This window comes from Microbacterium stercoris (assembly GCF_017592545.1).
GTDB lineage: Bacteria > Actinomycetota > Actinomycetes > Actinomycetales > Microbacteriaceae > Microbacterium > Microbacterium stercoris.
In genome coordinates, this window is sequence record NZ_JAGFOA010000008.1 from 21111 (window position 1) to 33351 (window position 12241).

Annotated in this window: 11 protein-coding genes; 5 read left to right on the forward strand and 6 right to left on the reverse strand. The window is 70.6% G+C overall.

Annotated elements, in window-relative coordinates; translation table 11 throughout:
* Positions 1–79: 79 nt before the first annotated feature.
* The 5 genes from ligM to J5V96_RS16035 all read right to left on the reverse strand — a co-directional run bounded on the left by ligM (position 80) and on the right by J5V96_RS16035 (position 5328).
* The gene (gene ligM, locus J5V96_RS16015; protein WP_208505313.1) at positions 80–1489 is read right to left on the reverse strand and encodes a vanillate/3-O-methylgallate O-demethylase; all 1410 of its coding nucleotides are present in this window, start codon (positions 1487–1489) and stop codon (positions 80–82) included.
* Positions 1490–1563: 74 nt separating this feature from the next.
* A complete protein-coding gene (purU, locus tag J5V96_RS16020; RefSeq protein ID WP_208505315.1) occupies positions 1564–2439 on the reverse strand; it encodes a formyltetrahydrofolate deformylase in 876 nt (291 codons plus the stop codon).
* Positions 2436–3287, reverse strand: a complete 852-nt coding sequence (locus J5V96_RS16025) for a methylenetetrahydrofolate reductase (RefSeq protein WP_208505317.1) — start codon at positions 3285–3287, stop codon at positions 2436–2438. The genes purU (J5V96_RS16020) and J5V96_RS16025 overlap by 4 nt, the downstream gene beginning before the upstream one ends.
* 110 nt (positions 3288–3397) lie before the next feature.
* Complete coding sequence (locus J5V96_RS16030) at positions 3398–4603, reverse strand: MFS transporter (RefSeq protein WP_208505319.1); 1206 nt, start codon at positions 4601–4603, stop codon at positions 3398–3400.
* 143 nt (positions 4604–4746) lie between these two features.
* Positions 4747–5328 (reverse strand): TetR/AcrR family transcriptional regulator, encoded by a 582-nt coding sequence (locus J5V96_RS16035; RefSeq protein WP_208505320.1) that lies wholly within the window; start codon positions 5326–5328, stop codon positions 4747–4749.
* A gap of 155 nt (positions 5329–5483) precedes the next feature.
* Here J5V96_RS16035 and J5V96_RS16040 point away from each other — a divergent pair, with 155 nt between their 5' ends.
* Entirely contained in the window at positions 5484–7010 is a 1527-nt protein-coding gene (locus tag J5V96_RS16040; RefSeq protein WP_208505322.1) for an MFS transporter, read from the forward strand.
* A 194-nt stretch (positions 7011–7204) separates the two neighbouring features.
* Here the strand turns inward: J5V96_RS16040 and purU (J5V96_RS16045) are convergent, their stop codons facing one another.
* Positions 7205–8077 (reverse strand): formyltetrahydrofolate deformylase, encoded by an 873-nt coding sequence (purU, locus tag J5V96_RS16045; RefSeq protein ID WP_208505324.1) that lies wholly within the window; start codon positions 8075–8077, stop codon positions 7205–7207.
* A gap of 152 nt (positions 8078–8229) precedes the next feature.
* On the opposite strand from purU (J5V96_RS16045), the gene J5V96_RS16050 reads away from it, so the two are divergent.
* The 4 genes from J5V96_RS16050 to J5V96_RS16065 all read left to right on the forward strand — a co-directional run bounded on the left by J5V96_RS16050 (position 8230) and on the right by J5V96_RS16065 (position 12215).
* Complete coding sequence (locus J5V96_RS16050) at positions 8230–9030, forward strand: IclR family transcriptional regulator (protein WP_208505326.1); 801 nt, start codon at positions 8230–8232, stop codon at positions 9028–9030.
* Between the two features lie 206 nt (positions 9031–9236).
* Positions 9237–10058 (forward strand): protocatechuate 3,4-dioxygenase subunit beta, encoded by an 822-nt coding sequence (pcaH, locus tag J5V96_RS16055; RefSeq protein WP_208505328.1) that lies wholly within the window; start codon positions 9237–9239, stop codon positions 10056–10058.
* Positions 10058–10651, forward strand: coding sequence for a protocatechuate 3,4-dioxygenase subunit alpha (pcaG, locus tag J5V96_RS16060; RefSeq protein WP_208505330.1), 594 nt, complete (start codon positions 10058–10060; stop codon positions 10649–10651). The genes pcaH and pcaG overlap by 1 nt, the downstream gene beginning before the upstream one ends.
* A 1-nt stretch (position 10652) precedes the next feature.
* Positions 10653–12215 (forward strand): lyase family protein, encoded by a 1563-nt coding sequence (locus J5V96_RS16065; protein ID WP_307793707.1) that lies wholly within the window; start codon positions 10653–10655, stop codon positions 12213–12215.
* The last annotated feature ends 26 nt before the right edge of the window (positions 12216–12241 follow it).

Below are 12241 nucleotides of genomic sequence, written 5' to 3' on the forward strand. Positions count from 1 at the left end.
ATGACCATTGTGGCCGAAAAGCCTCAACCGATATGACACGGGGCTCGAGTGCCGTGGCACTCGAGCCCCGTGGGGGTGATCAGGCCGAATAGCCCGTGCGCCAGCCGCCCTGGTACTCCTGGCGCGCGACGGTGGAGTACGGCACGGGGCTCACCACCACACGCACCTCGAACTGCTCGTGCGGCTCGACCGAGGCCTTCGACGAGCCGCCGTCGGGCTCGCCCCAGACGACCTTCAGCTCGGTGCCCTCGGGCACATCCGCATCCACGGTGCCGAGCGACAGGCCGCGCTTCTCGTTGGCGCTGTAGCCGGTGAACATCGAGAAGCCGACCGTGGTGCCGTCCGCGTCGACGACGCGGTCGTAGTTGGCCGAACCGTAGTTCGCGAGGGGCAGGTCGAAGAACTTGTACTGCGGGCCGTCGACATCGAGCAGCGACGCCCACACCTTCGCCAGGTCCTCGGCGTTCCACGCCAGCGTGACCTTCTTGCGCTGGCTGCCCGGATCGATCTTCTCGAGCGCGTCGCGACCGATGAAGTCGTGATCGAACTTGACGAAGGATCCGTATCCCAGCGCCCACGGGCTGAGCTCGTAGTCGGCGATGTCGTCCGACACGAAGGATCCGGCGAGGGTGCCGGTCGCCTCGTAGCTGTCGGCGGGCAGCCACTCGCGGTAGGCGCGCTCGGCCTCGCCGCTGTAGATCGCGGGGAGGGGCGAGGGGATCCAGCCCGACTCGAGCGTGTTCGAGGGGTAGGCGCGGGATCCGACGGGCACGAGGCCGAACTCGGCGCCCGCCTCGACGATCGCATCGCGGATCTCGTGGTGGTCGGCGTACGGGCCCCAGACCTCGAGGCCCGGCGCGCCGGCCATGCCGTGGCGCAGCGTGCGCACGGTCTTGCCCTTGATCTGCATGGTCGACATGTTGAAGAACTTCAGCTGCTCGAGCGGGCCGCCGTTGAGCTTCTCGATGACGTCCCACGCGCGGGGGCCCTGGATCTGGAAGCGGTAGTAGCGGCGCGTGACCGCGTCGCCGTAGGGGCGCGAGGGGGAGCGGCGATCGACCTCGATGTCGAGGTTGGCGTAGCCGCCGGTCTCGCCGTGGAAGAGCAGCCAGTTGGCGGCCGGGGCGCGGCCGACGTACACGTATTCGTCCTCGGCCTCGTGGAACAGGATGCCGTCGCCGATCACGCCGCCGGTGGAGCTGGTCGGCACGTACTGCTTGGCGCGGTCGACGGGGAAGGTGGCGACCGAGTTGATCGCGGTGTCGCTGATCAGCTTGATCGCGTCGGATCCGCGCAGGAACAGGTTGTCCATGTGGTGCGACTGGTCGTAGAGCACGGCCGTCTCGCGCCAGGCGCGCTGCTCCTTGATCCAGTTCTGGAAGTCGGCGGGCACCACCGGGTAGATGTACGAGCCGATCTGGCTGTTGCGCAGCAGCTCGACGGCCGAGCCCTTGGCGTCGAGCACCTGCTGCAGATTCGTGTGTCCCATCGTGAACCTCTCTGTCTGTGGTGGGGGGATGTTCGGGTGGTCTGGGTATCGACTCGGGTGCCGGCGCTCGCGCGTCAGAACACGATGGTGTGGTTGCCGTGGCGGATGACCCGATCCTGGGCATGCCACAGCACCGCGCGCGAGAGAACCGCGCGTTCGACGTCGGCTCCGCGCCGCTGCAGATCCTCGGCGGTGTCGACGTGGGTGACCCGCACGACGTCCTGCTCGATGATCGGTCCCTCGTCGAGGTCGCTGGTGGCGTAGTGCGCGGTGGCGCCGATGAGCTTGACGCCGCGCTCCTTCGCCTTTCGGTACGGGTTGGCGCCGATGAAGGCGGGCAGGAACGAGTGGTGGATGTTGATCACCGGCACACCGACCTTCTCGAGGAAGTCGCCGGAGAGGATCTGCATGTACCGCGCGAGCACAACGAAGTCGACGTTGCCGGCGAGGAGCTTCAGGATTTCCGCCTCGCTCTGCGACTTGTCGGGGCCCACCTGCGACTCGACGTGGAAGAACGGCACCCCGAACGAGCGCACGTCCTCGGCGGTGTCGGTGTGGTTGGCGATCACCATCGGGATCGTCACGGGCAGGTCGCCGCGGCGGTGCCGCCACAGCAGGTCGAGCAGGCAGTGGTCGCTCTTCGAGGCCAGGATCGCCATGCGCTTGGGCACCGACTGGTCGCGCAGCTGCCAGGTCATGCCGAAGGGCTCGACGGTCGCGGCGATGTCGGCGCGCAGGTCGTGCATCGCCGTGACGAGGTCGGCGCGGTGGAACACCACTCGCTGGAAGAAGTCGCCGCCGGCGTAGTCGGACGAGTACTGGTCGAGCGAGACGATGTTGCCCTTGTTGCGCGTGATCAGGTCGGCGATCGCGCGCACGATGCCCGGCTGATCCGGTCCGTGCACGATGAGCACGGCGCGGTCGGCGAAGGCCGGATCGTGCAGCGTCACTTCGCGCTCGCCTTCGCCTGGAAGTCTCGCGCCCACGCCGCAGTTGCCGCGAGGCCGCCGAAGGCGTACATGTGCAGCTTCACGTCGCCCGCCTGGGGATCGGCGCCGAGGCGGTCGGCGAGATCGGTGACGAAGCGGTCGGGTCCGGCCGTGCCGAGCAGGTTCGTGAGCGAGAACCCGTACTTCTTCACGATCATCGCGTTGGCGCCGACGCCGAAGCGCGTGGCGAAGGCCAGCAGTCGCTTGATGCCCGCGGGGCCGGGAGTGCCGATCCGGATCGTCGCATCGATGCCGCGCGAGCGCACGTCGTCGATCCACGCGATCACCGGATCGGTGTCGAACGAGAACTGCGTGAGGATCGCCGTGCCGAGCCCGGCCTCGGTGAGGGCCGCGGTCTTCTGCTCGAGGTGCGTCCAGAGCACGTCGGTCGGGATGTCGGGGTGGCCCTCGGGGTAGCCCGAGATGCTCACCTCCTTCACGCCGTACTGCTGCAGGACGCCGGATCGGATGAGCGCGAGCGCGCTGTCGTACGGGCCCTCTGGGGTGGCCGGGTCGCCGCCGACGGCGAAGACGTGGTCGGCCGCGCCGACATGCTGCAGACGGTCGAGGAACTCCTCGAGCTGCGCCTGCGAGGCGAGGCGGCGGGCGGAGATGTGGGGGATCGGCACGAGGCCCGCGTCCTTCACGGCCTTCGCGGCGGCCACGCGCATCTCGAGGTCCTCGTTGCCGAGGAAGGTGACGTTCACCCGGGTGCCCGGCGGGATCGCGGGGCGCGCCTCGTGCAGCGCGGGCACATCCTTGCCCGTCATCTCGAGCGAGTAGTCGGCGGCGAGGGCCTGAGCGTTCATCCGGCGCGTCCTTCCGAGGCGCATCGTCGCGCCTCGCCGTGGACTTTACCTATGTCGATAGGGAATGTCCATAGGGGAAGTGTCTTGTCGCGCTCGACGCGCGGCGGCGCTCAGTGGTCGAGCACAAAGCGCTCGCGGCCCACGGTGAGGCCGAGCAGGCCCTGCGTGACCAGCAGCAGCGCGGCGAAGACGAGCGGGGCGACCCAGCCCGACGTGGCCGTGTGCAGCAGCCCGAACACGATCGGGGGCATCGCCGCGAAGGCGTAGCCGACCGACTGGCCCATGCCGCTGAGGGCGGAGGCGATCTGCGGGTCGCGGGCGCGCGACGCCATGAGCGTCAACGACATCGTCAGCGATGCGCCGCTGGTGAGGCCCGTCATCATGCCCCACCAGAGGATCCCGCCGGGCACGAGGATCATCCCGATCACGGCTGCGAATCCGAGGATCGGCAGCAGCGCCGGCACCCAGCGCTCCATCCGTCCGCGCAGGATGAGCGGCAGCGCGAGGGACGACAGCACGCCCGTGATCTGGAACATCATCGTGTCGACGCCCGACTGCGCTTCACCCCGCCCGTAGGAGATCGCCATCGGCGCGATCCAGGTGAGCATCACGTAGAACGTCGACGACTGCACGCCGAAGTACGCGCCCACCTGCCAGGCGACCGGATCGCCCCAGACGCTCGGCCCCTTGGGACGGTGGCGGGTGATCGGACCATGCCCGGCGCGGCGATGGTGGATCGCCCAGAGGGTCAGGGCGAACGGCAGGGTCGCGGCGACGGCGAGCAGCGCGACGCGCCATCCGGTGGATCCTTCTCCCGCGGCCTGCGCGATGGGCACCACCACGCCCGAGGCGATCGCGCCGCATCCCGCGAGCAGCGAGGTGTAGATGCCGGTGACCAGCGGCACGCGTGAGCCGAACGAGTGCTTCACCACCGCCGGCAGCAGCACGTTCGCCGCGGCCAGGGCGGCGCCGATCACCGCGGTGCCGATCCAGAGGCTCGCGATCGGCCAGCGCGCGCCGGGGAGGGGCGGGAGAGACCGGATCACCGTGCCTGCAATCAGCAGCACCAGTGCGACGGTGAGCACGCGGTTGATGCCCCAGCGCTGCGCCGCGGTGTGCGCGAGCGGCGAGCACAGGGCCCAGGCGATCAGCGGCACCGACGTCAGTCCGCTGAGGGTGGCGAGCTGCGCCCCCGTGTCGGCCGTGAGCTGCTCGAGCAGGGGGCCGATGCCGGTGATCGTCGCGCGCATGTTGACCGCGATCAGGCACAGGGTGAGGAGGAGGAACCCGAGATGGGTGGCGCGCGATCGGGTCATAAGGCGCGACTCTATCCGGTGCGGGGCGGTCGGCCCTCGCCACACAACCGGGGAGTGGCGGCGGTCATCCGCTCACTCGTTCAGCGGTCGAAGCGACCGAGACGCCGCGTTTGCGCGGGCGACTCAGGGTGACGGCGAGCGACTCAGCGCACGCGAAGGCCGTCGAGCGCGAGGGCGATGATGCGCTCGCGCTGCGCCGTGTCGTCGAATGCGATGCCGGCGATGCCCGACATCAGGCGCACGGCGTCCTGGATCGACACATCGCGGCGCACGAGCCCGGCCTGCTGGGCGCGCTCGAGCAGCGGGGTGCCGGCGCCGTACATGGCGCCGCGACAGCTGACGAGCACGCTCGATTCCTTGTTCAGGCTCTCCAGCAGCACCTTTTTGGTGCCCACGTAGTCGACGAAGCGGTCGAACCAGGTCGTGAGGCCGGTCCAGGGCTCCAGCTTCGCCGCTTCGGTGCCGGCGGCCACGAGCTTCTCGACCTCGGCGACGTAGACGGCCTCGATGAGCGCGGTGCGCGTGGGGAAGTTGCGGTAGAGCGTGCCGATGCCCACCCCCGCGCGCCGGGCGATGTCCTCGAGCGATGCCTCGGTGCCGTGCTCGGCGAAGGCGTCGCGGGCCGCGGCGAGCAGGGCGTCGAAGTTGCGGCGCGCGTCGGAGCGCTGGGGGCGCTGGATGCCGCTCCACGCGGGCAGGGTCGCCTCGGTGGTGGTGCTCGACATGACTCTCCAGAGAAAAAACGGATCGGCGGCTTGCGAAACGGAGGAACCCTCCGGTAACGTCTCATCCATAACCGGAGGCATCCTCCGAATGGAGCCTCACTTCCACTTTAGCTCCGATCATCCGGCTTCTCCACCCCCTGAACGGACGGCACCTCATGCGAACCACTCCCGCTCGCACGCCGCGCGCCACCAGCGCACCGCGTTCGCTCCCCGCGCCCCTCGGCGGCATCCGCCGTATCGCTCGCCGCCGCGCGAGCAGCCCCCAGGCCACCACCCCGCGCCAGGCGCTCACCGCGCTCGGCGTCTCGATCGGCTCGTTCGCGAGTCTGCAGTCGCTGCTCGTGCCGGTGCTGCCGGTGATGCAGCGCGAGCTGCAGACCGATGCCGTCGGCATCACCTGGGCCCTCACCACCTGGCTCATCGTCGCCGCGGTGGCCACCCCGCTGCTCGGCCGCGCGGGCGACCTCCACGGCAAGCGCCGCATCTTCCTGATCTCGCTCGCCGCGGTCGCGGCGGGCAGCATCGTCGCCGCCCTCGCCCCGAACCTCGGCGTGCTGCTGCTCGGCCGTGCCATGCAGGGGCTCGGAGGCGCGATGTTCCCGCTCGCGTTCGGCCTGGTGCGCGACGTGCTGCCGGCTGCCCGCGTCGCGGGCGGCGTCGGCATCCTGTCGGCCCTGATCGCGGTCGGATCCGGCATCGGCACGGTTCTCGCCGGGCCCCTGGCGACCGTGATCGGATGGCGCGGGCTGTTCATCCTGCCCCTCGCCGGCGTCACCATCGGCGCCATCCTGGTGCTGCGCGGAGTGCCCGGCGCGGAGCGCGCCGCGGGGGGACGCATCAACATCCCGTCGGCGCTGCTGCTGTCGGCCTGGCTTGTGGCGCTGCTGCTGCCGCTGTCGACCGGATCGCAGTGGGGCTGGGGATCGCCGCTCGTGATCGGCCTGTTCGCGCTCGCCGCGGTGCTGATCGCCCTGTGGATCACCGTGGAGCTGCGCTCGCGCGAGCCGCTCGTCGACCTGCGCATGATGCGCCTGCCCGGTGTGTGGAACGCGAACGTCGCGGCCATCCTGGTCGGCGCCGCCATGTTCGGCGTGTGGGCGTTCTTCGCCCGCTTCATCCAGGAGCCCGCCACCACCGGATACGGCTTCGGCGCGAGCGTCGCGACGGCCGGTCTCGTCATGCTGCCCATGCTCGTGCTGATGGCGATCGTCGGGTTCTTCACCGGCCCGATCACCCGCGTGCTGTCGCTGCGCACACAGCTCGTGCTGGGCACGATCCTGATCTCGGCCTCGACGGCCGGCATGGCGCTGCTGCACGGCGACCTCATGCTGCTCACGATCGAGGCGGCCCTGTTCGGCGTGGGCCTGGGGGTGTCGTACGCGGCGCTCACGAACCTCGTGATCGGCAGCGTGCCCGTGCACCAGACGGGCGTCGCGGGAGGCATGAACGCCAACCTGCGCACGATCGGATCCGCCCTGGGCACCGCCCTCTCGACCGCGATCATTACCGGATCGGCCACGGCTCCCGGTGGCGAGCCCACCGAGCAGGGCTACACGATCGGTTTCCTCGTGCTCGCGGCGCTTGCCGCCGGCGCGGCGGTGATCGCCCTGCTGTCGCGAACGCCCCGTGACGCGTCGGATGCGCCGGTCGCGGTGCGCGAGCTCGAGCCTGCGGCGGCCTGACCCCCGCGCCGCTCACCCCCTCGCTCGTCGAGCGAGCGAAGCGAGTCGAGACGCCCTGAGCCTCTTCGCAGGCTTGGGCGTCTCGACTCGGTCGTTCCTCCCTCGCTCGACGAGCGGGTGGGTCCCCCCCGTCGTTCGTCGAGCGAGCGGAGCGAGTCGAGACGCCCAAGCCCCACGACCGGGCCGGGCGCGCCTCAGAACACGATGGTGTGGTTGCCGTGGCGCAGCACACGGTCCTGCGCGTGCCACAGCACCGCGCGCGACAGCACGGCGCGCTCGACATCCGCGCCGCGGCGACGCAGCTCGGGCACGGTGTCGGCGTGGGTGACGCGCACCACGTCCTGCTCGATGATCGGTCCCTCGTCGAGGTCGCCCGTGACGTAGTGGGCGGTCGCGCCGATGAGCTTCACGCCGCGGTCCTTCGCCTTCTGGTACGGGTTGGCGCCGATGAAGGCCGGCAGGAACGAGTGGTGGATGTTGATGACGGGCACGCCGACCTTCTCGAGGAAGTCCTCGGACAGGATCTGCATGTAGCGCGCCAGCACCACGAAGTCGACGTCCGCCTCGGCGAGGTGGGCGAGCAGCTCGGCCTCCGACTGCGACTTGTCGGGGCCCTTCTGTGACGGCACGTGCACAAAGGGCACGCCGAACGAGGCCACGTCGTCGGCGGTTGTGGTGTGGTTCGACAGCACCAGCGGGATCTCCACCGGCAGCGCGCCGCGACGGTGGCGCCACAGCAGGTCGAGCAGGCAGTGGTCGTCGGTCGTCGCCAGGATCGCCATGCGCTTCGGGATGGACGCGTCGCGCAGCACGAACTCCATGCCGAAGGGCTCGAGCGTGGCGGCGACGTCGGCGCGGATGGTGTCGAGCTCGGCCGCGAGTCCCTCGCGGTGGAAGACAACGCGCTGGAAGAACGACCCTCCGACCGGGTCGGTCGAGTGCTGGTCGAGCGACACGATGTTGCCCCCGTGGCGCGCGACGAGGGCGGTCACCGCAGCGACGAGTCCCTGCTGGTCAGGGCCCGAAACGATGAGGCAGGCATGGTCGGTGAAAGCTTCGATCGGCACGCGATGATCGTAACCGTGTCGGGCCGCCGATCCGTCCCGCGTGCCGGGCGCGAGCGCATCCGTCGTCCCGGTCTGCGAGATACCGGCTTGCGTTGATGCGCGGATCCGTCAACCCCCTCCGTTTGGTCAATCCGCCTGGATACGTTTGCTCCATGTCGACCACGATCACTGAAATTCAGGGCATCGCGCCGACGACCGTCGATGCGGACGGAATGCTGGCGCGCACGATGCGGATCCTGAGCTGCTTCACTGCCGACGAGCCCGAGCTGTCCGCATCGCGGCTGGGCGCACTGACCGGGCTGTCGTCCTCGACGCTGCACCGGATCCTCGCGCAGATGCTCGAGCTCGGGCTGCTGGCGCGCACCCCCGGCCGCCGCTATGCCGTCGGCGCGCGTCTCTGGGAGCTCGGCGAGCTGTCGCCGCTGGCCCTGCGCCTGCGCGAGACGGCGCTGCCGTATATGTCGCGGCTGTATGAGGCCACGGGCGAGAACGTGCACCTCGCGGTGCTCGATTCGGCGCAGCCCGAGCAGGCCACCGCGCTGTACGTGGGTCGCCTGTCGGGGCGCACGTCGATTCCGACGCTGAGCCGCATGGGCGGACGCCAGCCGCTGCACACGACCGGTGTCGGCAAGGCGCTGCTGGCCACCCAGTCGCCCGAGTGGCTGGAGCGGTTCCTCTCGCGTCCGCTGGAGCGCGAGACCATGCACTCGATCACCGACCCGGATGAGGTGCGCGCCGAGATCGATCGCGCCCGGGCCCGCGGTTATGCGACCACGCGCGAGGAGATGACGCTCGGAAACGTCTCGGTCGCCGCCCACATCGGGTCGGTCGCCGGGCTGCCGCCGACCGCGCTCGGTGTGGTCACCCGCATGGACGGCGCCGACACCCGCCGCCTCGGCGCGCTGGTCACGCAGACCGCCGCCGACCTCGGACGCGCGCTGCGCGCGGCCTGAAGCGACACACTAGGATCCGGATTCGCCGAGGCGGCGATCCGGATCCTTTGTTGTTCGGTCTCCGACCGGTGGGGCATCTCGACGTGCTGACCCATTGAGCGGGACTTCAGTCGGTACAACTCCCACTCAACGGGAGAAACGCCCACGATCTGGCATCCCCCGGCGCGACACTTGAGCCCACCCGAGGCCCCGTCGAAGGAGACGCCATGTCCGAACCTGCCACCCAGGCGGCAGCTCCCGAGTCGTTGCTGCGCTCGGCCGACTTCCCGCCGCAGTCCCAGATCACGCAGGAGATCATCGATCGCCACGCCGAGGCGCGTGAGCAGATCGCTGCCGGTGAGACGCCCGGCAAGTCGCTGCGCGATTTCGCTCCGTACCGCTCGAGCATCCTGCGCCACCCGACGAAGAACCCGCGTCTCGTCGACCCCGAGACCATCGAGCTCTACTCGCCGGCGTTCGGCCAGCGCGATGTCGCCGCGATCGAGGCCGACCTCACGCTGCAGCACACGGGCGAGCCGCAGGGCGAGCGCATCACGGTCACCGGCCGCCTGCTCGACAGTTGGGGTCGCCCGGTGCGCAACCAGCTCATCGAGGTGTGGCAGGCCAACGCGGCCGGCCGCTACATCCACCAGCGCGACCAGCACCCCGCGCCCCTCGACCCCAACTTCACCGGCGCGGGTCGGATGATCACCGGCGACGACGGCGAGTACCACTTCACGACCATCAAGCCCGGCCCCTACCCGTGGAAGAACCACATCAACGCCTGGCGGCCGGCGCACATCCACTTCTCGATCTTCGGCTCGGGCTTCACGCAGCGCTCGGTCACGCAGATGTACTTCCCGGGTGATCCGCTGTTCGCGCTCGACCCGATCTACAACACCATCCATGACCAGAAGGACCGCGACCGCCTGATCGCGACCTACGACCACGACCTGACGGTGCCCGAGTTCTCGATGGGCTACCGCTGGGACATCATCGTCGACGGCCCCGATGCCACCTGGTTCGAGCCCGAGGAGGGCGAGCACTGATGACCGCCACCGCACCCGCCTCCTGGGGCGAGCCCACCCTGGAGCCCACCGGCGGACAGACCGTCGGCCCGTTCTTCCGCTTCGGCGTCGAGTACGACCGGATGAACGAGGTCGCCTTCCCGCACAGCCCCGGCGCGATCGTGCTCACCGGCACGGTCTACGACGGCGCGGGCGCCCCGATCCCGGATGCGATCGTCGAGATCTTCGGCGCCGACACCGACGGATCCGTGCCCCGCGCCCGAGGAACGCTGCGCCGCGACGGCTTCACGTTCACCGGCTTCGGTCGCACGATGACCGAGGACGACGGGCGGTACCACTTCTGGACCCGCGAGCCCGGTCCGACCCCTGGCCCGGACGGTCAGCCGCGCGCCCCGTTCCTCGCCGCCATCGTCTACGCCCGCGGTCTGCCCGACAAGCTGCACACGCGCATCTACCTGCCCGAGCACGAGGAGCTGCGCGCGCAGGATCCGTTCCTCACCTCGCTGAATGACGCCGAGCGCGCGTCTGTCACGGCCGAGCGCACCCCCGACGGGTACCTTCGACACGACATCCGACTGCAGGGTGAGAGGGAGACTGTCTTCATTGCGTTCTGACGTGCCTGGTTCCGGTGGCGGCTTCGATCTGGGGTTGCTGTCGCCGGTGACAGCCGGGCACGAGGATCCTGTATCTGACGTCGCGGTGCTCGAGGCGCTCGTCGCCGCCGAGATCCACCTCGTCGAGGCGTTCGCCGCCGTGGGCGGGCTCGACCAGGTGCCGGATCGCCAGCGCGTGCTGGACGAGGCACGGGAGCTGGCGAGCCACTCGTTCGTCGAGCGAGGAGCGCCAGCGACGAGTCGAGACGCCGAGACGCCCGCAGGCATCGAGCCGCGCGATCTGGCGCTCGCCGCCGTCGCGGGTGGCAACCCCGTGATCCCGCTGGTCAAGGAGCTCAAGCGCGTGGCCGGACCGGCCGTGAAGCCGTGGGTGCACCGCGGAGCCACCAGCCAGGACATCCTCGACACCGCGCTGATGATCGTCGCGAAGGATGCCGCGGGCCACGTGCTCGCGGGCCTCGACCTCGCGATCGACGCGCTCGACCGCTTCGCCCGCGAGCACCGCGGCGAGGTGGCCGCGGCGCGCACCCTCACGCAGCACGCCGTGCCGACCACCACCGGCCTCCGCGCGGCGACCTGGGCTCGCGCCATCCGCCGCGCGCGCCTGCGCCTGACCGCCACGCGCGATGCCCTGCCTGCCCAGCTGGGCGGCGCCGGTGGCACGCTCGCGTCGTTTGTGCAGCTGCTCGGACCGGATCGCGCCGCGCGCCTTCCCGTCGCCTACGCCGACGCGGCGGGTCTGGCCGCTCCGGACGCCCCGTGGCACACCATGCGCTGGCCCGTCACCGAGCTCGGCGACGCGCTCGTGCAGGCGATCGACGCGCTCGGCGTGCTGGCGGCGGATGTCGCCACCCTCTCGCGCACCGAGATCGGCGAGCTCGCCGAGGGCACGGGCGGCGGATCGTCGGCCATGCCCCAGAAACAGAACCCGGCGCGTTCGGTGATGATCCGCTCGGCCGCGCTGCGCGCCCCGCACCTCGGCGCGACGCTGCATACGGCGGCCGCGCTGGCCGTCGACGAGCGACCCGACGGCGCCTGGCACGCCGAGTGGCCGACCCTGCGCGAGCTGCTGCGCCTCGCGCTCGGGGCCTCGGCTCACGCCGCCGCGCTCGCCGAGGGCCTGCGGGGCGACGCCGTTGCGGTCGCCCGCAACCTCGAGGCCACCCGCGGGCTCCTCATCGCCGAGCGCCTCTCGATCGTGCTCGGGCCGATCATCGGCGCCGACGCCGTGTCCGAGATCGTGCGCGCCGCGAGCCTCGGCAGCGACCTCGCGCTGCTGGTGCACAACGCGCTCGACGCGGCCAACACCGCCGTGCCGCACAGCCTCGACGACCTGCTCGACCCCGCGGCGTACACGGGCCTTGCCCACTACCTCGTCGACGGCGAGCTGGGGGAGGGGCCCTTCGGCCTCGGCACCGGCGCGATCGAGATCGTCGACCCCACGGCCCCCGCCGCCGAGCCCGAGCACGGCCCCTACGATCCGTTCGACGACGGCTCGCAGCTGCCTGCCGCGCCGCCGCGCCCGCGCGGGTTCGATCCGTTCGCCGACCCCTTCACCTCCTGAACCGCCTGATCTCCTGAACCGCCGGA